19 protein-coding genes are annotated in these 23,817 nt (G+C 65.2%); 14 read left to right on the forward strand and 5 right to left on the reverse strand.

Features of this window, described 5'->3' with window-relative positions:
* Positions 1-35 precede the first annotated feature (35 nt).
* Genes ACW175_RS01915 through ACW175_RS01925 form a run of 3 tightly spaced genes read right to left on the reverse strand, consistent with a single transcriptional unit; the run spans position 36 to position 2,821 of the window.
* A complete protein-coding gene (locus ACW175_RS01915) occupies positions 36-269 on the reverse strand; it encodes a DUF2783 domain-containing protein (protein WP_492102987.1) in 234 nt (77 codons plus the stop codon).
* Positions 266-1,852, reverse strand: coding sequence for an FAD-dependent oxidoreductase (locus ACW175_RS01920; protein WP_492102988.1), 1,587 nt, complete (start codon positions 1,850-1,852; stop codon positions 266-268). The genes ACW175_RS01915 and ACW175_RS01920 overlap by 4 nt, the downstream gene beginning before the upstream one ends.
* A 9-nt stretch (positions 1,853-1,861) precedes the next feature.
* Positions 1,862-2,821 carry an MBL fold metallo-hydrolase gene (locus ACW175_RS01925; RefSeq protein WP_492102989.1) on the reverse strand — a complete coding sequence of 320 codons (960 nt, stop codon included), beginning with the start codon at positions 2,819-2,821 and terminating at the stop codon, positions 1,862-1,864.
* A gap of 105 nt (positions 2,822-2,926) precedes the next feature.
* Between ACW175_RS01925 and ACW175_RS01930 the strand changes: the two genes are divergently transcribed.
* Positions 2,927-3,709, forward strand: a complete 783-nt coding sequence (locus tag ACW175_RS01930) for a LuxR C-terminal-related transcriptional regulator (RefSeq protein ID WP_492102990.1) — start codon at positions 2,927-2,929, stop codon at positions 3,707-3,709.
* 202 nt (positions 3,710-3,911) lie between these two features.
* Here the strand turns inward: ACW175_RS01930 and ACW175_RS01935 are convergent, their stop codons facing one another.
* Positions 3,912-4,304 (reverse strand): RidA family protein, encoded by a 393-nt coding sequence (locus ACW175_RS01935; RefSeq protein WP_492102991.1) that lies wholly within the window; start codon positions 4,302-4,304, stop codon positions 3,912-3,914.
* Positions 4,305-4,421: 117 nt separating this feature from the next.
* Between ACW175_RS01935 and ACW175_RS01940 the strand changes: the two genes are divergently transcribed.
* Positions 4,422-5,321, forward strand: coding sequence for a LysR family transcriptional regulator (locus ACW175_RS01940; protein WP_492102992.1), 900 nt, complete (start codon positions 4,422-4,424; stop codon positions 5,319-5,321).
* Positions 5,322-5,676: 355 nt separating this feature from the next.
* Positions 5,677-7,113 carry an aldehyde dehydrogenase family protein gene (locus ACW175_RS01945; RefSeq protein ID WP_492102993.1) on the forward strand — a complete coding sequence of 479 codons (1,437 nt, stop codon included), beginning with the start codon at positions 5,677-5,679 and terminating at the stop codon, positions 7,111-7,113.
* Positions 7,114-7,129: 16 nt separating this feature from the next.
* Here ACW175_RS01945 and ACW175_RS01950 read toward each other — a convergent pair whose 3' ends face one another.
* Positions 7,130-8,164, reverse strand: a complete 1,035-nt coding sequence (locus ACW175_RS01950; RefSeq protein WP_492102994.1) for a helix-turn-helix transcriptional regulator — start codon at positions 8,162-8,164, stop codon at positions 7,130-7,132.
* 178 nt (positions 8,165-8,342) lie between these two features.
* Here ACW175_RS01950 and ACW175_RS01955 point away from each other — a divergent pair, with 178 nt between their 5' ends.
* The 11 genes from ACW175_RS01955 (at position 8,343) to ACW175_RS02005 (ending at position 23,816) form a co-directional block, all read left to right on the forward strand.
* Positions 8,343-10,679 carry a TonB-dependent receptor gene (locus ACW175_RS01955; RefSeq protein ID WP_492102995.1) on the forward strand — a complete coding sequence of 779 codons (2,337 nt, stop codon included), beginning with the start codon at positions 8,343-8,345 and terminating at the stop codon, positions 10,677-10,679.
* A 56-nt stretch (positions 10,680-10,735) separates the two neighbouring features.
* Positions 10,736-12,550, forward strand: a complete 1,815-nt coding sequence (locus ACW175_RS01960; protein WP_492102996.1) for a M24 family metallopeptidase — start codon at positions 10,736-10,738, stop codon at positions 12,548-12,550.
* Complete coding sequence (locus tag ACW175_RS01965; RefSeq protein ID WP_492102997.1) at positions 12,547-13,758, forward strand: MFS transporter; 1,212 nt, start codon at positions 12,547-12,549, stop codon at positions 13,756-13,758. Before ACW175_RS01960 ends, ACW175_RS01965 begins: the two co-directional genes overlap by 4 nt.
* A gap of 98 nt (positions 13,759-13,856) precedes the next feature.
* Entirely contained in the window at positions 13,857-14,294 is a 438-nt protein-coding gene (locus ACW175_RS01970) for a hypothetical protein (RefSeq protein WP_492102998.1), read from the forward strand.
* A complete protein-coding gene (locus ACW175_RS01975) occupies positions 14,254-15,912 on the forward strand; it encodes a GMC family oxidoreductase (RefSeq protein WP_492102999.1) in 1,659 nt (552 codons plus the stop codon). The genes ACW175_RS01970 and ACW175_RS01975 overlap by 41 nt, the downstream gene beginning before the upstream one ends.
* Positions 15,909-17,591, forward strand: coding sequence for a DUF885 domain-containing protein (locus tag ACW175_RS01980; RefSeq protein ID WP_492103000.1), 1,683 nt, complete (start codon positions 15,909-15,911; stop codon positions 17,589-17,591). Before ACW175_RS01975 ends, ACW175_RS01980 begins: the two co-directional genes overlap by 4 nt.
* A 27-nt stretch (positions 17,592-17,618) precedes the next feature.
* Entirely contained in the window at positions 17,619-19,088 is a 1,470-nt protein-coding gene (locus tag ACW175_RS01985) for an aldehyde dehydrogenase family protein (protein WP_492103001.1), read from the forward strand.
* Positions 19,089-19,154: 66 nt separating this feature from the next.
* Entirely contained in the window at positions 19,155-20,393 is a 1,239-nt protein-coding gene (locus tag ACW175_RS01990) for a metal-dependent hydrolase family protein (RefSeq protein WP_492103002.1), read from the forward strand.
* A gap of 560 nt (positions 20,394-20,953) precedes the next feature.
* Entirely contained in the window at positions 20,954-21,577 is a 624-nt protein-coding gene (locus ACW175_RS01995; RefSeq protein WP_492103003.1) for a DUF1579 domain-containing protein, read from the forward strand.
* A gap of 68 nt (positions 21,578-21,645) precedes the next feature.
* Complete coding sequence (locus ACW175_RS02000; RefSeq protein ID WP_492103004.1) at positions 21,646-22,470, forward strand: glutathione S-transferase family protein; 825 nt, start codon at positions 21,646-21,648, stop codon at positions 22,468-22,470.
* Positions 22,470-23,816, forward strand: a complete 1,347-nt coding sequence (locus ACW175_RS02005; protein WP_492103005.1) for an MFS transporter — start codon at positions 22,470-22,472, stop codon at positions 23,814-23,816. Before ACW175_RS02000 ends, ACW175_RS02005 begins: the two co-directional genes overlap by 1 nt.
* Position 23,817 lies beyond the last annotated feature (1 nt).

The raw sequence follows: 23,817 nt of genomic DNA on the forward strand, positions 1-23,817 counted from the left end.
GGGTCGGCTAAGCGCGGTCATGCAGCATCTCCCGACTAGGCTTGGCGCGAGGCGGGGCCGGTGGTCGCCGACGAGGGAACCGTGGCGTGCGCCAGGCCGATCGCGGCGGTGACCACGGCGTCGTCGCCGATATGGTTGGCCAGCAGCAGCACCAGCCGCGACAGCGCCAGCAGGCTGTCAGCGTCGGACAGGCCGAAATGGAGCGCGACCAGCCGCTGGTAGATTTCGTCGGGGCGCGCCAAGTTGGGCGCCGTGTTGAGTTTGGTCATGATAGTCCTCCGCTGGCCCGCAGGAGCGCGGCTTCGATCTTGACGGCCGACGGCGCCCGCCAGCGCGCGGCCACGTACTGGTCTGGGCGGATGAGGTAAGCGCAGCCCTTGGCCAGGCCGTATCGAGCGCGCAGGGGATGATCTGCGCCGAGACGAGAGACGTCGATCACTTCCAGTCCGGCTGGGACGTGGGCCAGCCCGTCGGCGAGCAGTGCGAACCCGTCGCCCAGCCGCTCAAGCAGCCAGCCCTCGCCCAGCGGCGCATCGAGCGCTGGCGAGCCTGGAGCGACCCCTGCGGGCCAAGCGTCCTCGTCGGGGGTGTTGAGCGCGCTCGCCGGATAGCTGACGGGCGTCGACAACCGACCCGAATTGACAAACGGGCGGGCGAAGGCGTGGTCCCTGGCCAGTTCGAGCACCGCGTCGCGCAAGGCCCGGGCCGCGGTGGTCTTTGGGGTCATGAAGTCGGTCGAGCGCGAGGAGTTGAGCAGGTTCTCGTCGGCGGTGGTGACGGCCTCGTCGTTATAGGTCTCCAGCAACGTCTCCGGCGCCGCGCCCTTGAGCACGAGATCAAGCTTCCAAGCCAGGTTGTCGGCGTCGGCCAAGCCGCCATTGCACCCGCGGGCGCCAAACGGCGACACCAGGTGGGCGCTGTCGCCGGCGAAGATCACCCGGTTATGCAGGAACCTGGCCATCCGACGGCACTGGAACGTATAGACGCTGTACCATTCCTGGCTGAAGGCCACGTCGGGGCCCACCATGGCGCGGACATAGGTCTCGACGTTTTCCGGCCGGACCGCAGCGTCGCGGTCGACGCCACTGCCCAACTGGAAATCTAGCCGCCAGACATCGTCAGGCTGCTTGTGCATCAGCGCAGACTGCCCCCGATTGAACGGCGGATCGAACCAGAACCAGCGCTCGGCCGGGAACGCCTGCTTCATGCGGATATCGGCGATGAGGAAGTTATCCTCGAACACCCGACCCTCGAAATCCAGACCCAGTGACTCGCGCACCGTCGATCGCGCCCCATCGCAGGCCACCACCCAATCGGCATCGATCTGGTAGTCGCCGTCCTGGGCGGCCACCGACAGGCGTGCGCCCTGCGTCCGAGGCTCGACCCCCTCAACCTTGTGGCCCCATCGCACCGTGATGTTGGGCAGAGCCTCCACCGCCGCCAGCAGGTGCTCTTCGACATAGTACTGCTGGATGTTGATGAAGCCGGGGCGCTTCTGACCCTTCACCGGCAGCATGTCGAACTGGTAGATCGGATCGTCGCTATCGCCCCAGAACACCTTGCCGACATTCCAGGTCACGCCCTGGTCAACGAGCGCCTGACCCACGCCGAGCCGGTCGAAAATGTCGAGCGAGCGCTTCGAAAAGCAGATCGCTTTGGAGCCCGCAGCGATGAAGTCGAGGCGATTGAGCACCAGCACCGGGTGACCGCGCCGGCCCAGATCCAGCGCCAGCGCCAGACCCACCGGGCCTGCGCCGACGATCACGATCGAAGCTTGTTCTCTTGCCGCGGTCGCAGGGCGCGGGCTCGCGCCCACGCGCCGCCAGACGGGAATTCCAGAACCGATTGCCATGGTCGTGCGTCAGTCCTGCAGCTTGGCCCAGACCTCGCGGTCGCGCTCGACCGTCCAGATCCGCGGGTGCTCGATGCCGTCGAATTCGTCCCAAAGCCGCTGCACATCGAAGGGCAGGCAGTGTTCGAAGATCGGCCAACGGCCAAACTGCGGAGCCAGGGCGGCGTGGGTGGCTTCGAAGGCGTCCTTGAGCGTGCCGCCACGCGCGTGCGCGGCGCCGACATGCTCGATCATCGCCGACAGGAAGCCTCGCGTTTGCTCGATGGCCGCGTCGGTGGCGGCCACGCCCCGGGCCACCGCCCCGCGACCGCCCACGAGGTTCTCCGCACGGAAGGCCTTGACGTTGTCGAGCGTCTGGCCAGCCCATTCCTTGTGATAGGCGTCACCCGTGTAGAGCGCCGCCTGGGCCTCGACCAAGTCGCCGGCGAACAGGGTCTTGGTCTTGTCGTGCCAGACGACGATATCGCCAGCGGTGTGGCCACGACCGCAGAAGCGCAGTTCGAGGGCGCCGCGCGATCCGCCCAGGTCGATCGTGAATTCGGTGTCGAAGGTCTGGGTCGGCCAGGTCAGGCCAGGAACCTCTTCGGGGTTCTTGGCGAGGCGCGGCATACGGCCAAATTCGCTGGCCCAGTCCTCCATGCCTCGCTCGGCGATCAAGTCGTAGGTCGCCTGGCTGGCGATGATGTTTTCAGCTCCGAAGGCGCTGGCCCCTAGGACGCGCACCGCGTGGTAGTGCGTCAAGATCAGGTGTTTGACCGGCTTGGTCGTCTTCTCGCGGAGCTTGACCAGCCAGTCGCGCGCGGCGGCCGGGGTGGCGCGGCCCTCAATACAGACGATGAAATCTTCTCCCTCAAAGGCGCCGACATTGGGATCGCCCTCGGCGGTCAGGGCATAGACGCCGTCCGCCAGGATCTCGAGGGTTTCAGCCTTCTCGGTTAGGTCCGTCGAGGACGCGAAAGGTTTCGCCATGGTTCTCTCCCAGATGAAGCGGCCGATATGGGCTCGTCATTGGCCGAGAGAGGTAGAGGCGGGGCGTCGCCTTGTCTGTCCGTAGGTCTATGGACAGGATAGGATGTGGCGGCGCTCAATAGATCGCGCGTCTACGTCATTTACGAGACTGCCTTGAATGGACCCGGCCTCATTGATCCGGACTTTGCCGCGGATCTGATCGATGCAGCCGGCAGCGCCGGTTTCTCCGCCCAGGTCCTGGATCTCGCCCACGATCTTGCTGGCATCGAAGAAGTCTTCGCCTATCAGGTCGAAGCTGCTGGAGCGCCCAAGACGCTGGTCTCGTCGAGCGGCCTAGAGCACGTCGCTGACCGGGCGGCCTGGTACGCCCGGCGCTTCCATCACATCGATCCGGCCAACATCGCCCGCCAGCAGGCGCTGCCCGGCACGGGCTTTGTGAAGCGCGTGACGATCGATGAGATTGTGCAGCCCGATTATCGGCGCATCTGCTTTGAGCGTCCGCGGTTCAGCGAGAAGCTCTGTTATGGTTGGCGCGGCGGGGCGCGATCCTTCGTCGTCAGCTTCTATAGCCGCGCGCCTATTCCGCACGGCGTCGCCGCGCTCGATGCGCTCGCCCAGGTCGTCCTGACGGGCCTTGCGCGTGACCGACGACCACGCGACGGCGGCGCGCTTGTCGCCGTCTTCGAACAGCGCCTGTCGAGCTTATATCCCGCCCTGACCTCCCGAGAACGCGAAGTTACTGCGCGCACCCTGGCTGGGGCGACGGCCAAGGACATTTCTATCCAGCTAGGGGTAAGCCCCGGCACGATCCTCACCTACCGGCAGCGAACCTACCAGAAGCTTGGGGTGTCCAAGGCCAGCGACCTCCTGGCGTCGATGACGCATTGAGACCATATCCGCCAGGTCGTGCGCGACCGCCGCGCTTCCAGAGAATTTACGCCAAGGGCGCCTGGCGCCTTGGCCCTCCCCGCCTCTTGCGGACGGTGAGATAGCGTCGGCAAAGGCGCTGGCCACTCTTGGGGGCCGGATCGCGCGCGCGATCCTTCGCCTTCCAGCGTGAGACCGCCAGTCGGTCCCCGCAATGGTCTCGCTATTGGGGGATGCGAGCGATGACTTTGATCTCGAAGTCAAAGCCGGCGAGCCATGTCACGCCGACGGCCGTCCAGTTGGGATAGGGCGCCTGCAGAAAGATCTCGTTCTTGACTGTCATAACGGCGCCCAATTGCCTTTCCGGATCGGTATGGAAGGTCGTCACATCGACGATGTCGTCTAGCCCGCACCCGCCCGCTTTCAGGGTCGCCTCAAGGTTGGCGAACGCCAGACGGACCTGAGCTTCAAAGTCGGGCTCGGCCGTACCGTCGCTGCGACTTCCGACCTGTCCAGATACAAACAGGAGATCCCCTGACCGGATCGCCGCCGAATATTGGTGGAGGTCGTAAAGGTCTTGTCGATGGGCAGGAAAGATAGCGTGGGATTTGGACATGTCCTGTTCCTTGTCGGCGTATCGCGAGGAAGCCCCGCTGGCCATACGAAGATAGGGCCTTGGCGATCAGTGGATTAGACTTTGAAATGCGCATGCGTTGATGGGAAAATGCCATCAATGGCTCGTCCCTCGATCAACGATCTGACAGCGTTCGTGGCAGTCGCCACTCACCGGAGTTTCCGTCGTGCGGCCGACGAGCTGGGCGCGGCGCCGTCCACCTTGAGCCATACGATGCGGACGCTGGAGGCGCGCCTGGGCGTGCGGCTGCTTAATCGGACCACCCGAAGCGTCTCGCCGACCCAAGCGGGCCTTCAACTCCTGACTAGGCTTCAATCGGCCTTGGCCTCACTCGACGACGCTCTTGAAAGCGTAGCCGGATTTCGCGGCCAGTTGACGGGCACGGTCCGTATCAATGCGCCGCGCGTTGCGGCGGCGCTGATCGTCGACAAGGTGCTGCCGCTGATGTCGGCGCGCCATCCCGAGGTCAACGTCGATATCGTCGTCGAGGGCGCGCTGGTAGACATCGTGGCGGGTGGATTTGACGCCGGCGTACGGCTCTTCGAGTCCATTCCGCGGGACATGATCGCCGTGCCGCTGACCCGGCCGCTCCGGTTCCTGTGCGTGGCCTCCCCGGCCTACCTGGATCGCGCGGGAGCGCTTGCGACGCCCGAAGATCTCAAGGCCCATCGTTGCATCGGCCACCGGCTTCCTAGCGGCAGGCTCTACCGCTGGGATTTCGAGCGTGGCGGTCAGTCCCTGTCGGTCGAGGTGGCGGGAGCCGTCGTACTCGACGATGAGAACCTGATGGTCGACGCCGCCGTCAGGGGGATGGGCATTGCTTATGTGGTCGAGCCGGCGGCCTCGGCGGCGTTGGCGGCAGGGCAGGTGGTTGAAGTGCTCGCGCCCTGGCTTCAGGCGAAGGAAGCGGCGGCCGTCTACTACCCAGGGCGCCGCGCCGTGCCTCTGGCCCTGCGGGCATTCCTGGACATTGTCCGGGAGGTCGGACAGGCCGATTGAAACCGTCGTTCTTGGCGGGCTTAGTCGGTCGAACGGTTGATATAGTAGGCGCCTGGCGCGCTTACAGGTGACAGCGGCAGATCGGGGGTATAACCGCCCCGGCTCACCGGTCAGGCCGTCTAGGTCGTCATGCCTCGACCGACGCCGGCCCCCGGCGTCGAACAAAACGAACCCGCAGGCAAGACCGAAGGACGGACTGTCGAATTTGTCCGCCGGACTGTCGCTAGTGTCATCCACGGGACGTGCCGAGGCATTCTCGGGGGCGTCTTGGGGGGCGGTTATGGGGACGCGCGAAAACGAGGGGCCAATCGCTGGAAGCCCTCGATCAGTCACCCTGTCGCCCGTACGGCTCCTGGTGGACGGCCTGCCGACGGACTCCTACAGCGACGCCGCGATCAGCCTTGTTAATCCTGCCAATGGTGCGCGGCTGCGCGAAATTCCGGCCGGATGCGAGCGCGATGTCGACGCCGCGGTAGCCTCGGCGCGCCAGTCTGTCGGCCTCGGCGCGTGGAGCCGCGCAGAGCCCGCATACCGTAAGGCGGCGCTTGCGCGCTGGGCGGATCTGATCACGGCCGAGGCGGAGGGGTTGGACGCGATTGATGCAACCGAGATGGGCAAACCCGTGCAGTTGGCCGCGTTCAATGCGCAGGCGGCCGCCGGCTTGGTGCGCTTCAACGCTGAAGCCACCGACAAGGGCTTTGGGACTGTGCTGTCTAGCGATCATCCCTCCACTGTGCTGCAAACGCGGATGCCCCGGGGCGTGGTAGGCGCCATCAGTCCTTGGAACTTCCCAGCCTATAATTGCGTCCTGAAGGCTGCGCCCGCCCTGGCCGCCGGCAATAGCCTTGTCCTCAAGCCTTCCGAGCTAGCCAGCGAGTCGGCGTTTCGCTTGGCAAAACTGGCGCTGGAGGCGGGCGTGCCGCCTGGCGTGTTCAATATCGTGCCCGGACGCGGTGAGACCGTTGGCCGAGCCCTTGCCTTGCACCGGGACGTAGACATGGTCTCGTTCACCGGGTCGACCGAGGTCGGCAAACTGATGCTGCAATATTCCGGCGCGTCCAACATGAAGGCGGTGCTCACCGAATGCGGAGGCAAGTCGCCCCATATCGTGTTCGACGATGGGCTGGACCTGGACCTGATCGCGGCCAATATCGCAGCCACGCTCAGCGCCAATTCGGGTCAAATCTGCAGCGTCGGGTCGCGACTTCTAGTCCAGGACACGATCGAGGAAATCCTGGTTCAAAAGATCGTCGCCTGCCTGCAAGCGATCCGCCCAGGCAATCCGCTGGATCCCGAAACGAGCTACGGTCCGCTGGCGTCGAAGGCCCAGCTCGACCGCGTGGAGCGCTATCTCGCCACGGCGGAGATTGACGGCGCGGACATGGTGTACGGGGGCGAACGCATTCTGGAGGAGACCTGCGGCTTCTTCCTGCAGCCGGCCGTTTTCGTAAACGTGCCCGAGGACAGCCGGCTCGCCCGAGAGGAAGTTTTTGGTCCGGTGCTGTCGGTGATGCATTTCAAAGACGTCGGCGACGCGATCCGTCTCGCCCGGGGCACGGCGTTTGGCCTCGCGGCCTATGTCTGGACGACGCGCTTGGATGTGGGGTTTCAGGTTTCAAAGTCGTTGGAGACGGCGATCACAATCGTGAATGGCCGCCCTGAGGGGACGGTTGGACCCGGCTTTGGCTATTCGGGAGAGCCGGCGGGATTATCAGGCGTGGGCGTGGAAGGGGGCATGGCGGGGCTAGAGTCCTATACGCGCCGCCAGACCGTCTGGTTCAATCATGGCTAGGCCTGGCCGGGCGTCCTCAGGCCTGACGATGGCCCACAAGGATAGAAGAGGCCTTGGGCTTGTAGGCTTTGGGCAAGACGCCAAACTTTCGCGTGAAGGCGCGCGTGAAGGACGAAATTTCCGAGTAGCCTACGGTGAAGGCAGCTTCCGTCACGCTGAGTTCGCCTGATTGCAGAAGCTCGCGCGCGCGAACCAGACGAGCGTCTCTCCAGAAGGCTTGGACGGAGTCGCCATAGGTCGCCTTGAAGCCGAGCGCCAGCTTGGTGCGGTTGAGACCGACGCGTCGGGCCAGGCTGGCCAGCGACAGCGTGTTCTCGAGGTCCTCGACCATGATGCTCCGCGCCGCCGCGAGTTTGCCGAGATCCGAGGCGCTGAGTTTGACCGCGCCGGGGAGCTCTGGGCCGGCGGAGCGATCTAAAGCGTCGATCACGGTCGACAGGATTTCGAGGCTCTTGGCGCGCATGAAGGCGCGCCGCACAGCTCCCCGATAGGTGCAGGCGAAGATGTCACTGAGCGGCGCCATCATGGCCGAACTGAGCGGCAGTGTGTCCGAGCGGAACTCATCGTTCCGGCTCGCGGCGAGCCAGTTGGCGTTTTCGGGTAGGGCGTCTTGGCCAATGTCGAGAAGATCGTTGAAAGCGCGGGGTCGAAGATAGAGGCAGGCGTATTTCCAAGTGTCGGCCTGAAGAATCTCGCGCGCGATGACCGAACCCTCGGGATACCGTGACACGATGCAAGAGCGTTCAGGGGTCGCAATGAGGTGGTCTAGCCCTACCTGCTCGGAGCCGCCGCCCTTGAACCGGAACTGCACATGCAGCCAGTCGTCGCCTTCGACGAGTTGAGTGTGACGATTGTCGCTGGTGGGCGCGACCTCGGTGGCCAGCAGATAGGCTTCGTCCGACAACCGCACGGCTTCGTGGAAGAACGTGGCGCCTTGGCCGGGCGCGCGGTACTGAACGCCGTCGCCTGCCGCGTAAAGCCCCTCGGTGGAGGCCAAGCCGCCATAGGTTTTGCCCGGGTCCACCAGGGTGCGATAGTCGGTAACCTGCATCGACGCGCCTCACCGCGGCCAGGCCGCTTAATGACGGCCCGGCATTGATCCGCGCTCTGACCATAGCGACACGGCGGACGTCGCAAAGCGTTAATGAGCGCAGCAGACGCGAGAAAGAACCCGCGGCTGGATTTGCCTGAACGTTCAGCCAAGCAACGCCGTGTCACTTCCATAACGTATGGATGGGGTGGCGCATCACACAGCTTCGACTGGCCCCTCGAGCTCACAACAAGGAGGGGTTGTCATGACATTCGAGGCAGGTCGCGAGATCTCGCGAGAAGTTGTCCGGGACGGCGTTCTGGCTGCGACGCAAGGTCATCGCCTGGCGTTGGTGGCTTCGGTGTTCGCCGGGGCCTTTTTGCTGACGCCGTGTGTCGCGCTAGCGCAAGCAAGCACGATCGAAGAGGTCGTCGTTACGGCGCAGAAGCGGTCGGAGAAACTCACCGAAGTGCCGGTGTCGGTTTCCGTCGTCAAAGGTGAGGCGCTCGCCAACAAGGGCGCGACAGCACTGACCGATTTCGCCTCTTACGTGCCGGGGCTGTCTGTCTCCAACAATGGCGCGCCGGGCGTCAATGGCATCGTCATTCGCGGCCTGGCCACGAGCTACAACAATTCCTTCAACGCCCCGCTGGTGGTCACCTATATCGACGACCAGCCCACGGGAGCGTCGGCGGGGGGCTTCGGGGGCGCGCGCGGCGGGACCTACACCCTTGACCTGATGCCCTACGACGTGGCCGAGGTCGAAGTGCTGCGCGGCCCGCAGGGTACGCTTTACGGCGCCAACGCCATGGGCGGCATCCTGAAGTACACGCTCAAGCGCCCCAGCCTGACCCAGAGCGAATTTCGCATCGGCGGCGACTTGGCGCGCACCAAGGCCAGCGGCGGGGCCGACTGGGGCATTCGCGCGGCCGGCAACATCCCGCTCATACAGGACAAGCTGGCGCTGCGGGTGAGCGCCTATCAAAGGGACACCGCCGGTTACGTCGACAACATCGGCATTGGCCAGAAGGATTCCAACTCGACCAGCACGGTCGGCGGACGAGCGAGCCTGCGCTTCGTGCCGACCGATCGGCTGGACATTGAGGTGACTGCCTTGGCGCAGAGCATTCGGTCCGACGACAATACGGCGGTCAACCTCGCCGCGGCGACCAACGCCCCCGTCTACGGACGCTACGTCCGCTCGACCAAATATGCCGAGCCCTACAAGCAGGACGCGCACAATCTATCGCTGCGGGTCAACTGGGACCTCGATTTCGCGACCCTGACAAATTCGACGAGCTATTCGAAGGCAATCAACACCTCGACGCTCGACCTGTCGGATATTCAATATGTGCCGCCGTATCCGACGGCGCTGATCCCCTACACCTTCCGTACGGAGGTGAAGAAGTTCACCCAGGAGACGCGGCTCACCTCGCCCACGAACGACACCTTCGACTGGATGGTGGGGGCCTTCTATACGACCGAGAAGCCGGACGAGTTCGACGACTTCCGCGCCTATTCCAGCGCAGGCGCTCCGCTGCCCGCGCCCTACGACATCCTGCTCCTGGGCACCAACCCAGGCTCGCGCAACAAGTATACCGAGTGGGCCCTGTTCGCGAACACGACCTATCGCTTCAACGACAAGTTCGATGTGGGCGCTGGCCTTCGCTATGGCGAAAACAAGTCGGCCGGTTGTGACTCCGGCTCCATCGGGCTCTACGCGGTCAACGCCGGCTACCAATGTCAGTCGCGTCCCTACGACGGCGTGACGACGTGGTCGGTCAACGCCCGCTATCACTTCCAACCGGGGGCGATGCTGTATGGCCGGATCGCCACGGGCTATCGCCCGGGCGGCGGCTGTGACACCTGCGGCAATCCCCTGCTGGGCATTCCGGCGATCTATCAACCCGATCGCCTCACCAATTATGAGCTGGGCGTGAAGGGGCTGTTCCTGGAACGCCGACTGCAACTGGACGTCGCCGCCTTCTACATCGACTGGACCGACATTCAGTTGCGCGTCACCAACGCGAACGGCTTCAGCTATCCAGGCAATGGCGAAACGGCGATCAGCAAGGGCGTCGAGGCTAGCATGGCCTATGCGCTCGATAGCGGCCTGCGGCTGGGCGGTTATGTCACCTACACGGACGCCCACCTTACCGCTGATGCGCCCGGCGTCGGCGGCCTGGACGGCGACCGGCTCCCCGCCTCGGCCAAATGGGCGGCGGCCTTCACGGTGGACTATAGTCGCGAGCTGCGCGATGGGCTCAAGCTCGTGGCGGGCGCCGGCTACCACTACAAGGACGGTGTCGACAACCAGTTCCGCGGCACCGGCGAGCCGTTCCCGATGGGCGCACAGAACGCCGTGGATCTCTATGCGGGACTTGATTTCGGACAGACCCAAGCGCGCCTCTACGTCAAGAACGCGCTCAACGACCGCGCCTATACCGGGCTCATGTTCCTGACCGACCGCGCCGCGCCGCTCTTCGTGCCCGTCCAGCCGGTGACGATCGGCTTGCAACTCGACCACACGTTCTGACCGTGATCGGCCCGGTCATGCGCCGGGCCGATCCCCACCCAAGGGGAGGCGAGACCATGGGCCACCTGGCCGAGTTGCAGGCCCGATTGGCCGCGTCTGATTTCGATGCGATCCTGCTGCCGTCCTCCGATGAATATCTGAGCGAATACAGTCAGCCACACGATCGCCGCCTAGCCTGGGCTACGGGCTTCACCGGCTCGACCGGCGCGGCGATCATCGGCCGCGCGCGCGCCTGTCTGTTCGTGGATGGGCGCTACACCGAGCAAGCCGCTCAGCAGGTCGACGCCGCAAAGGTCGAGGTCCGCCCGCTCACCGACGCGGCGCGGCTTGATTGGCTGCTTCACGAGATGGGTCCTGGAGACCGGTTGGCGGTGGATCCTCGGCTGCATGGCGAGCCGGAACTCGGTCGGCTTCGGGAGCAGGCCCAGCGCGCTGGCGTGACCGTGCTGTTCGAACCCAGCAACCTCGTGGACGAACTCTGGCGAACGGGTCGGCCACCCGCCAGCACGTCCGCCATCTTCGACTACGGCGTCCAATATGCGGGGCGCCCGCGCGAGGCCAAGATCGCCGAGGTCCGGACGGGCATGCTTGCCCGCCGCCAGGACCTCCTGCTGCTCGACGACCCGGAAGATGTGGCTTGGTTGCTCAATGTGCGGACCCGCGACAGCGCGGAGGCGATTCCGCAACGACGCCATGTCGTGCCGATCCCGCATTCGCGCGTGATCGTGCTGCCGCAAGGACCGCTCCTCTGGTTCGTCGAGGCTGCGCGTCTGGAACCGGCGCTTGCGCGTAGCCTCCAGGACGTGGCGCGTCTCTGCGCGCCAGAGACCTTTGAGGCGACCCTCGCGGAGTGGGCCGCCGGCCGTTGCGTGGCGACCGATCTGCGCAAGACCTCCTACCGCCATGCCGTGATTATACGGGCCGTGGGGGAACTGGTGGACGACGCTGCGGTGGCGCGGGCGCGCTGGATCAAGCACCCAAACGAGATTGCCGCGGCGCGCGAGGGGCACCTGATCGATGGCGCGGCGGTCATTGGTTTTCTGGCCTGGCTGCTGAAGGCGCTCGGCGAAGGTTCGGTCACCGAGATGGAGGCCGATGAGGCAGTTACTCAGTTTCGCCTGCGTGACGCCCGATATCTTGGTCTGTCGATGACCAATCACTCGGCCAGCGGCCCAAGCGCGGCCCTCCCGCACTATGTGGCCACGTCGGCCTCGAACCGGGTGATCAATGCTCATCCGATCTTCTGGATGGACACAGGTGGGCAGTATTTAGGTTGTTCGACAGACAACACCGTCTGTTTCGCTGTTAGCGAACCGGAGCCCCGGCACGTCGAGGCCCACACCTTGGTGGTCAAGGGTTGGATGGCGCTGGCGCGGGCGCGCTTCCCCGACGGGGTGCACTCGACCCAAATCGACACTTTTGCGCGCCAGTTCCTCTGGAGCCGCGGCATGGACTACGGCCACGGCACGGGACACGGCGTGGGCAACCTCATGAACATTCACGAGGGCCCGTACATCCGAAAGGAAATCCAACATCCCCTCGTCACAACCATGACGGCGGGGATGATCGTCTCGAACGAGCCCGGCTTCTACGCGCCCGGTGACTTCGGCGTGCGGGTCGAGAGCCATCTGTTGACCGTGCCATCGCCGTTCGACGGTTTCCTGCAATTCGAGACCATTTCAAAGCTGCCCATCGACCCGAAACTGGTCGACGCGGCGCTTCTCGACGCCGACGAGGCCGCCTGGCTGCGGCGCTATCACGAAGACCTCGTGACCGCTTACGCAACCCGGCTCGACAGCGTGTCGCTCGATTGGCTGAAGGCTGTGCGCGACGGCTTCATCGCCATCGCCGAACAAAGGAACACGCGATGAGTCTCTGGTCCCGCAGTGTCGAGTCGCTGGCCCTCCCATCCTCGCGTCAGTTCGCTTTGGCCGCCCTGGCGGTGACTGTGCTCTCCATCGCCGGTCACGCGAACGCCTCGCTGAAGCCGTTGCTGATCAGCACCTATGTCAGCTTCCTCGACGTGCCGCGCTCAAGCGCTGGCTATATCGTTGGCGCGGAGGCGGGGGCCACGGCCCTGACGATCGCTCTCGTCGTCAATTTGCTCGACCGGCTGGGACGCGTGCGCACGCTTCTAGCCGCCACCGTGCTGATCGTCCTTGGCAACCTGCTGTCGGTGTTCGCCGGCTCCGTCCACGAATTGGCCGCGACCCGCGCCCTCGCTGGTGTGGGGCACGGCGCGGCCCAGGCCGTCTGCGCCGCGGCCATCGCCAGCTTCATCGGCGCCGAGCGCGTTAGCGCCTTGGTGGCGGTAGGCGTGGCGATCGCCGGGATGGGGTTGATGCTGGGAGTGCCATGGGCTCAAGGCATATGGGGCGCCGCGCCGCTGTTCATCGCCATGGCCGCCCTCACGGCCCTCCCGCTGGCCATGCTACGCTGGCTCCCGACGCGGCCCAGTGAGGCGGTGGTCAAGGCGCACGGCGTCGCCACTCAGGGCCGTCCGCTGCTGGTTCTCGTCAGCCTAATTGCCGCAGGGTGTTTCTATCTTAGTGTCGGCTGCTTCTGGCCCTACTGCACCGAGTTTGGCCGCCTCGCCGGACTCTCCTACCAGCAAGCGTCCGCCGGCGCCGCGTTCGCGCAGCTGGCGGCGGTTGGCGGATCGGCCTGCGTTATGCTGCTGGGGCGCATCATCCCTCGCACGGTAGGCGTGGCCGTTGCGATCCTAGGCGGCATCGCGGCCCAGAGTTTTCTGCTGTTCGGACCCGCCACGCCTGCGCTCTACAGGGGGGCCTGTCTTGGCTTCATGTTCTGCTGGGGCGTGTTCTATCCCCTCTTCGTGGGGTTCCTCTCCGAGCTTGATCGCAGCGGGCGCGCCAATGGCTACTTCTACGTGCTGGCGATGGTCGCCTTCGCCGTTGGGCCCACGCTCGGCGGCGCGGTCATCTCCCTAGGCGCTGGACCGGAGGGGGAGTTGAAAAACATTCTTTGGGTCAGTCTGCTCTTCGAGATTCCGGCCCTTAGCGGTGTGGCCGCGATGTGGATCCAAGGCAGTCGCGGCCGGGCTCCGCGAACGGCCTGACAAAACCAACGGACGGCGCGCCGCGCATGCGGACGCGCGGCGCGCGACACTGGCCACCCTACCATCATCCAGGCGGGCCGGGGAGGCGAGGCGGCGACATGCGCGAGCAGGACCACGACGAGGCGGCGGGGGTGACCGTCTACCTGGCGGCCTTCGCGCTGGACTTCAACACAGGGCGAATGGACCGGATGGAGGACCACTACGTCGCCACCTTCACGGCCGTCGTCGACGGGGTCTTCGTCGATCGCGACGCCTATTTGCGCTCGACCGCGGCCTTGCACGTCGCGGGCTACGCGGCGATCCGGTTCGACCTCAACAAGGCTGTGGCGCTTTGTGAGCGGTTCGTCCTGGCCGACGGAACCACGACCATCACCAGTCCGGAAGGGCAGGCTCTGTCCTCGAGCTTCTCGATCCTTTGCGAGCGGGGCGCGGGAGGGTTGAGGTTCGCCTACACCCATTCCTCGACCCAAAAGGCCCATGAGACCTTCGCCACCTTTGCCGGCGGCGATCACGACGCGTCAGCAGCGCAAGGATAGATCGCGCATGAGCCCGGAACTCCATTTCGACTACGTGATCATTGGCGGCGGGTCGGCCGGCTGTGCGGCGGCCTACGGATTGGCCGAGCGCGGGGCCGGACGCATCCTGTTGATCGAGTCTGGTCGCGACGTGCGGACCATGCAGACCCGGGTGCCCGCCCTCGTGCGTGAAGCCGTTGGACGGTTCGACTGGGGTTACGTTTCCGAAGCCGATCCCAGCCGCCAAGGTCGCCGCGAGGGCTGGGCGCGCGGGCGCATTCTTGGCGGCAGCAGCAGCATCAACGGCATGATGTATGTCCGCGGCGCGCCCTCCGACTACGATCGTTGGGCCAGCTTGCAGAACGCTGGCTGGAGTTGGTCTGACGTCGAACCGCTGTTTCGCGAGATCGAAAGCAGCGACCGTCCCGGCGCGGAGCGCGGCCACGGCGGCCCGTTGTCCGTTCGCACAGTCGGCCGACCGCACGCCCTGACGCGAGCCTTCCTGGAAGCCAGCGCGGCGACGGGATACGCCGGCAACCCCGACTACAACGGCGAGAGTCAGGAAGGTTTCGGCCTAGCCCAACTGTCACAGCGCAATGGCCTGCGTTGCAGCGCGGCCGACGCCTTCATCAGTCGCCTGCGCGGCCGCAAGGACGTGACGATCTGGTCAGAGTGCGACGTTGAGCGGTTGGTCTTCGAGGACGGCGTCGCCCGTCAGGCGATCTGTCGAAGGAAAGATCGCGAAGTCGCCGTTAGCGCCAATCGCTTCATCCTTAGCGCTGGCGCCGTCGGCACGCCGAAACTGTTGATGCTGTCGGGCGTCGGCGACAGGGAGACGCTCAACGCGCTCGACATCCGCTCTACGATCCACTCGCCGCAGGTGGGGCAGAATCTGCTTGAGCATCCTCTGGTGCGTCTGGTGTTCGAGACCACGGCGCAATCGCGAAACCTAACCGGCGGTCTTGGACAGTCCCTCGGCGAGGTGGCCGAGTTCCTCGTTCGCCGCGAGGGCATGCTCGCCAGCGTCTTCGAGGCGGCGGGCTTTGTCAGAAGCGACACAGGCCTGGCTCACCCGGACATTCAATATCATTTCCTGCCGATGGGCATCCAGGATCCGGTCACCCATGCCGATCCGTTGCTCAAGGTCCCGTCGGTGACGCTCTACGCCAACCTAAGCCATCCGGGCGGCAGGGGGAGCCTGGCCCTGTCGTCGAAAGATCCCACGGCTCCGCCACGGTTGTTTCCAAATCTTCTGGGCGGCGGCGAACGTGACGTGGCCGCCCTCGCCAACGCCGTTCGCATCGCCAGACGGATCATGGCCGCCGCGCCCATCGCGGCGTTGGTTAAGCAGGAACTGACGCCGGGAAGCCACGTCCAAGCCGAGGACCAGTTGCGCCAGTACGTGCGCAACCACACCGAGGTCGCCTACCACATCTCCGGCACGTGTCGCATGGGCAGCGACGCCAACGCGGTCGTGTCGCCCACGTTGAAACTCAACGGCTCTCGAAATGTCTGGATCGCCGACGCTTCGATCTTCCCCGACCTGATCAGCGGCAACACCAACGCCGCCTGCATGATGATCGGGACGAAATTGGCTCATATCCTCACTGAGGCCTCAGCCTCGAAGGCGGCCGCATGAACCGCCATCTCACGGCGCTTGAGCGCTTCAAGGCCATACACGAGGCCGAATGGGCCTGGCGCCTTGACCAGTTTGCCGACGTCACGGGTTTGGATGTCGGCGTCGAGCCGGGCCGCCCCCTCTATCGGAGCCTGCCGGACGCCGGTCTGGAGGCCCAAGCCGCGCGGCTCGAGCGCTGGCGGCGCGTCGACGCAGAGCTTGAAGCCCTAGACACGACCGCGCTGGGGCGGCGAGAGCTCGTCGACTACCAAGTGTATCGCGCCCAGATCGCCACCTTGATCGACCGCCAGGTCTGGCGGGATTTCGAAATGCCGCTCAATTCGGACTCCGCCTTCTGGAGCGAGACCGCCGCCATCGCGCGCAGGCCCATGCCTCGGCGCGAGGATCGCGTGCGGTGGATCGAGCAGATGCGCGACCTCCCGCGCTACTTCGCCGAAATGACGCAGAACATGCGTGCGGGTCTCGCTCGCGGCTTCACCCCGCCTCGCGCGACCTTGGTTGGCCGTGAAAGTGCGATCGCTGTCGTTGCCGAGACCCCGGCCATCGACAGCCTCTACTTCGCCCCGTTCCGGCCCGTGCCGGCCGGTGACGAGGCCTTGGCCCAAGAGGCTATCCAGGTCATCGAGGAGGCGGTCATCCCGGCCCATCGGGAGCTTTTGCGGTTCTTTACCGACGAGTACCGCCCCAACTGCCGCCAAACCATCGCCGCCGCTGACCTGCCCGAAGGCCGCGCCTACTACCAATCCAAGATCCGCGAACACACGACAGACAACCGTGCGCCCGAGGCGATCCACGCCTACGGGCTTGAGGAAGTGGCCCGGCTGCGCGCGGAAATGGCGGAGGCGATCGCGGAGACCGGCCACCAGGGCGCGCTGCCTTCGTTCGTCGAGTATCTACGGACCGATCCGCACTTCTACGCGCGCACTGAAGACGAGCTTCTGATGCGGGCTGCTTGGATCGCCAAGAAGTTTGACGCCGTCGCCCCAGCCTTCTTCGGGAAGCTTCCCCGCGCCCGGTTTGCAATCAAGCCGGTCCCGGCTGAGATCGCGCCCTACTACACCGCCGGCCGAGGCGGCCCTGGTCTCTATCTGCTCAACACCTACCAGCCGACGACGCGGCCCCTCTACAGCCTGCCAGCGCTGACCCTGCACGAGTCGGCCCCTGGGCATGCGTTTCAGATTGCCGTGGCGATGGAAGACGAGGCGCTCCCCGCGTTCCGACGCCTCACCTACCTGCCCGCCTACGCCGAAGGGTGGGCCCTCTATTGCGAAGAGCTGGGTCTCGAAATGGGGATCTATGAGACGCCCTACGAACGGTTCGGCATGCTCGGCTACCAGGTCTGGCGCGCCGCGCGCCTCGTCGTCGATACGGGGATCCATTGGCTCGGTTGGAGCCGCGATGAGGCGATCGCCTTCCTGGCCGAAAACACAATCCTCCCGGCCCATGAGATCGTCTCTGAGATCGACCGGTACATCTCATGGCCCGGCCAGGCGCTCTCGTACTATCTGGGCCAAGCCTGCATCCGAGACTGCCGCCGCAAGGCGGAAGACGTCCTAGGGGCGCGGTTCGACGTCCGCGATTTCCACGACGCCATTTTGGCGCTCGGCTCGACGCCGCTCGACGCGCTGCGCGGCGCCGTCGACCTCATGATCACGCAACGATCGAGTTCCGCCGCCTAAGGCGGTGACTGCTTTTGGAGCCGCAAGGTGAACGCCCTGAACAAAGAGTCCCCCATCGCCTGTCTAGGCCACTTCGTTGACGGCTGCGAACGTGCGTCCAAGACAGCCCAGCGCATTGCGGTCATCAACCCCTATGACGGATCTGTGGCCTGCGAGATCCCCCGCGGCGATGCGGGCGACATCGACGTCGCGGTAGCGGTGGCGCGGCTAGCTTTCGAGGACGGAAGATGGTCGCGCCAGGCGCCATCCTGGCGCAAGTCTGTCCTGCGCAAATGGGCTGACCTCATCACGTCGCGGGCCGAGACGCTTGACCAACTCGACGCTGGCGATATGGGAAAGCCCGCCGGCCTGGCGGCCTATAGCGCGCGGTCCGCCGCCGACCTTTTGCGCTTCAACGCCGAAGCGATCGACAAGGTGTTCGGCGATACCCTGCCGAGCGCTCAGCGCAGTCTTGTCGTTCAGCGCTGGGCGCCCCACGGGGTCGTCGGCGCGATCACGCCGTGGAATTTTCCAACCTTCAACGCGCTCCTGAAAATCGCGCCAGCCCTCGCAGCGGGCAACACCGTGGTGCTCAAGCCCTCGGAGCTTTCGCCTCGGTCCGCCCAGGAACTGGCGCGCCTGGCGCTCGAGGCCGGCCTGCCGCCCGGCGTACTCAACATCGTGCATGGCCTAGGCGAGATTGTCGGCAAGGCGCTCAGCGTCCACCCCGATGTCGACATGACCGCGTTCACGGGTTCCACGGAGGTGGGCAGGCTCGTAGTGGCTGACGCCGCGCGCTCGAACATGCGGCCCGTCCTGGCCGAATGTGGTGGTAAATCGCCCCACGTCGTTATGGGTGACGGCGTCGATCTGACAGTCGTAGCGGCGATCGTGGGTGGCGCGATTGTAACCAACCAGGGGCAAATCTGCAGCGTTGGTTCCCGGCTGATCGTCCACGAGGCGATCGCTGAGCGTCTCATCGAGGCGATCGTGCTCGGTTTCGAAAACATCAAGCCCGGCGATCCCAGCTCCGCTGGCGTGACGTTCGGACCGCTATGTTCGACGGGGCAACGCGAGCGGGTGCTCGGATTGATCGAGCGCGCGCGCCAAGCGGGGGCGACGGTGATCTCCGGCGGCCCGGACCTGCCAGAGGGCTGCTTCGTGCGTCCCACGGTGGTGCGCGTACGCTCGCCTGACGATGAGATCTGGCGCGAAGAAGTCTTTGGCCCGGTGCTCAGCGTCTTGACCTTCAAGGACGTCGACGAGGCGATCCGTCTGGCCAACGGCACCGACTACGGTTTGCTCGCTTACGTCTGGAGTGCCGACCTAGCGACGGGATTGACGCTGTCGGACGGCATCCGCTCCTCGGTGTTGCTAAACGCCGCTGCGCCCAGCGGTGAGGGCGCGGGCCATGGCTTCTCGCTAGAGCCCGCCGGCGCATCTGGCCAAGGCGTCGAAGGCGGCGTGGAGGGGCTTAAAAGCTATCTGCGACGCCAGACCGTCTGGATCAACTACTAGCCCGATATGCCAATGCACCGGTCGCGGATGCGAGCGGCGCGGCGACGATTTCCTCAAGGATCATCCATGACCCGTACGCTGCTTAGTAACGTCCGCATTTTCGATGGCCTGAACGATACTTTGAGCGGCCCAGCCTCGCTGCTGATCGAGCACGATCGTATCGTCTCGATCCTGCCTTTCGGAGAGGCCGCAAACGCTGATGTGACGCTCGATCTGGAAGGCCGAACGGTGATGCCGGGTCTGATCGACGCTCACTTCCACGCCTACGCGTCGCGGGCCGATCTCGTCGCCTTGGAAAAGATGCCGCCGACCTACGTGGCCCAGACAGGCCGCGCGGTCATGGAGGGCGCCCTGAGCCGCGGGTTCACCACGGTCCGTGATGTCGGCGGCGCCGACTATGGCCTGTGGCGCGCCTTGGAGGAGGGCTGGTTCGAAGGCCCGCGTCTCTTCTACTGTGGCCGCGCCTTCAGCCAAACAGGCGGCCATGGCGATGCTCGCGCGCCCCATGAAACGGAGTCGCTATGCGGCTGCGCGGGTCACGGCCTGATCGCCGAGCGCGTCGATGGTGTTGATGCGATGCGACTTGCCGCCCGCGAAGCGCTGCGCAAGGGTGCCCATCACCTGAAGATCTTCGTGTCGGGTGGCATCGCCTCGCCCAGCGATCCCATATGGATGGCGCAGTTTTCGGAGGAAGAAATCGCGGTCGTCGTTGATGAAGCCCGGCGACGTCGGGTCTATGTCGCCGCCCACGCCTACACTGCGGAGACCATCATTCGGGCCGTGCGCCTTGGCGTCCGAACGATCGAACACGCGAACCTGATCGATCGAGAAGCGGCCAAGGCCGTCGCGGAAGCTTTCGCTTATGTCGTGCCAACCTTGGCGACGTACGAAGCGTTCAGGCGCAGCGGTCTCGAGGACGGCGCGCCCAAGCATCTGTTGGACAAGCTGGACGACGTCTACAGTCATGGGCTTGAGGCGGTGCGGATCTGTCGCGAGGCCGGTGTTAAACTCGGGTTTGGCACCGACCTCCTGGGGCCGATGCACCGCCATCAGCGCGATGAATTTCGACTGCGCGGACAAGTGGAAACGCCCTTCCAGGTGCTCAATTCGGCGACCGCAATCAATGCCGAGATCCTCGGCATGCAGGGCGAACTTGGGTGCATCGTCCCGGGCGCGTTCGCCGACCTTCTGGTCCTCGACGGGAATCCTTTGGAGGACCTCAGCCTACTTTATGAAGACTCGACGGCTATCCATTCCATTTGGAAGGCTGGCAACTCCCTGCCGAAGGGCATCTCCAGTCTGTAGAGGCTTGCTAGCCAAGCCGATTTGTATCCGCGACCTTAGTTGGCGGCATGTCCTCGGTCCCATAGCCTGACCTGCTAGCGCGCTGCGGGTTCAACCGCCGGCATGAAGCTTCGGCCTCCAGCGCCATCAGTGGGCTGCTCCGGCAAGTGGCCACCGGCGGCCAATTATCCTATAAAATAGGATCTGATCGCCCGCCGGTGGACAGTTGGCCCTCGCCGTCGGCCGTTCGATTCCTCCTCGTTTTGCCAGCACCGCAGAGCCCGGTGATGAAGGGCTCCAACGACCCTGCACCCAGGATGGGTAAGCTTGTCGCGCAAATATCTGACCGGATGGGCGCCTGGCGCCCCGGAAGGATGCACAGGCGTGTCCCGTCGCGAGGGGCCATGAACCTGCCGACAGAGTCTGGGGTGAGGGCTCAGCAAAGCCTTGACGGTGGTGGGTCCAGAGCGACGCAGGTCGCACGCGGAACCAAGCCACACTTTGCCGATTGACAATCAATCAGTTGATTGAATATCGTCCAGGCAACGATAATGGCTCGCTGGAGTGAGCAAGGGGGGGCGATGACGGCCGCTAGCAGCTTAATAGGCTTGATGATGATGCTCGCGTCAGGCCCCGCCCTTGACGGTGGGAACGCCAAAGCCCCCGTGGTCGCAAGCCCGGCCGCCCCGGCGCGCAGCTCGGCCGAACTCATTTCGGCCCAGAAGGCGGCGCTGAAGCACTTCGCGCCGTTGATGGGCGTCTGGCGCGGGACGACCGTACAGACTGGACCCGACGGAAGCGTGCTGCGAACGATCGGGGCTCATCGCGTCGGACCGATGCTCGACGGCGCGACCATGATGCTTGAGGGGCGAGGATATCTGCCGAACGGCTCGCTCGCCTACAATCTGATGTCGATCATCTCCTATGATCCGATCGCCGACGTTTACGGCTTTCGCGCCTACGGCCGCGGCTACGTGGTCACCACCACAATCAGGCTCACACCGGATGGCTACGTCTTCGAGCGGCCCGATCCGAGCGGCGGCCTTCTGCGCGTGACCGTCACACTGGGGGAGGGGCGCTGGCAGGAGCGCGGCGAACGCCTCACACCCGGCGCGGCCCCCGAGACGGTTCTGCAGACAGACTTGCGGCGCGTGGGGGCGACGGGCTGGCCCGCCGCCGATCCCGTCGCCTTCGAGGCGCCCTGAGGTGGAGGAGACCGTGACAACCTCCGCGCGCCAACGCGCGCCGCGGCTTTTCAAGAGCGAGATCTGACATGCCGATCCTTGAGCGCGCGCTCCCGGCCTCCGCTTTGGAGGGCTTGCATCTCTTCCACTACGGCCCGTCAAGCTGTTCGCAGCGCGTGCGGATGGCCCTGGCCGAAAAGGGCCTGGCCTACGAAAGCCACATCGTCGATCTGCGTAGCCTAGCCCAGTTGCAGCCCGACTATCTGGCGATAAACCCCCGCGGCCTAGTGCCGGCGCTCGTGCGCGATGGCGAACGCGTCATCGAGTCTGTCGACATCCTCGCCTATCTCGAGACCCATTATCCTAACCCGCCTCTTGTCGGACCCGACGTCGGACGCTCTCTGGCGCTTCGCGAGGCGGCCGACGGCGCAGTCGAGCCGCTGCGCGTGCTCACCCACGAATTTGTCTTTCGCGCTCAAATGCGTTCGAGCGAGGACATCGAGGCCTACGTCCAGGCCTCTCCCAACCCAGACGCCGGTCCGTTCCTGAGGAGCTATGCCGCGCAGGATGCAGATTGGACCGGTCGCGTGTCCAAGAGCCTCTTGGAAATGCGTCAGGCCCTAGACCTTCTGCAGGCGGCGCTGGCTCCGGGCACATGGCTGGAGGGAGCCAGCCTCGGGCTCGCCGACATCGCCTGGGCCCCTACGGTCCACCGCCTGCAGTCGATGGCCTGGCCGTGGGACCGCTGGCCCGCCGTAGGAGCCTGGTATGAGGCGATCGCGCAGCGTCCGAGCCTCTCAAGCGCGATCCTGAACTTCGAGCCTGCGCCCTATCGCGCCGCTCTCGGCGACTACATCGCCCGCCGCGCCGCCGAAGGCGCCAGCGTCGCCAATCGCTTGATGGAGCTGACCTGATGCTTGACCGATACGCGCCGGCTTCCGCCATGCCGGTCGATGCAAGCGACGATGCAGACCTTGGACGGCGCACGATCTCACGCATTTCCTGGCGCTTGCTGCCCTTGCTGTTCGCCGCGGCGCTGATCGCTGGCGTCGACCGGTTCAACGTCGGCTTCGCCGCGCTGTCGATGAACGCCGACATCGGCCTGACCCACGCCACCTACGCCATCGGCAGCAGCATTTTCTTCCTGGGATTCTTTCTGTTCGAGCTGCCCAGCAACATGTTCCTGGCGACCGTCGGCGCGCGGCGATGGCTGGCGCGCATCATGGTCACCTGGGGGCTGATCGTGATGCTCCTGGCGTGCGTCCAAGGGCCGCGAACCTTCATCGGGCTTCGCCTGCTGCTCGGGATCGCCGAAGCTGGATTCGCGCCGGGCGCGATCTACTTTCTCAGCCAATGGTTCCCCGACCGATATAGGGCGCGTGTCTCAAGCCTGATCGTTCTGTCGGTGCCATTGTCGTCGGCCGTCAGCGGGCCTTTGGCGGCGGCTATCCTTCCGCTGGATGGACGCCTGGGCCTAGCTGGCTGGCAGTGGCTTTTCCTGCTGGAAGGCGCGCCGGCCGTGGTGCTCGGCATCGTCATCTTCTTCAAGCTAGCCGAAGGCCCCAACGAGGCCAAATGGCTGCCGCAAGCCGAGCGGCAATGGCTGAAATCACAGTTTGGCTCCGCCGAGCCCAGACCTCACGTCACCAACTGGAGCGAGTTTCGCGCGGCCCTGTCCATGCCGATGACTTGGACGCTGGCGGTGGCCTTTATGCTGTTTGGCATGGGACTACCCAACTTGAACCTCTGGTTGCCCACGCTTCTCAAGCAGATGGGGTATGGCGTCACGACGATTGGCCTGCTCGCGGCGATACCTTTCGTCGTCAGCGTGGCGGCGATGCTGATATCGGCCCGCAATTCCGATCGCACTGGCGAGCGGACCTGGCACGTGGTGGCGCCGCTTCTCGTTGGTGCGGTCGGTTTTGGCGTTTCGGCCTTGGACTTGCCGCTTGGCCTGCGCGTGCTGGCGATGATGGTGGGCTATGTCGGGCTCACCGGCGCGCTGCCGGTCTTCTGGACCCTGCCGCCGCGATTCCTGTCCGGGCGGGGCATGGCCGCCGGGATCGGAGCGATCGCGGCCATCGGTAATCTGGGCACATTTCTCGGGGGCGCGGCCAGCGGCCTGTTGATGGGACCAGGAAACGACTTCAGCCGCCCGGGGCTGCTCTTCGCCGCGACTGCCCTGGCCGGGGCGCTGATCATTTTCATGGCGCAGCGGCCCTCCCGCGCCAGCGCGCGCACGCCTTCAGCATCGCTTTGAG

The organism is Caulobacter sp. FV1ye6ST (assembly GCF_058681225.1).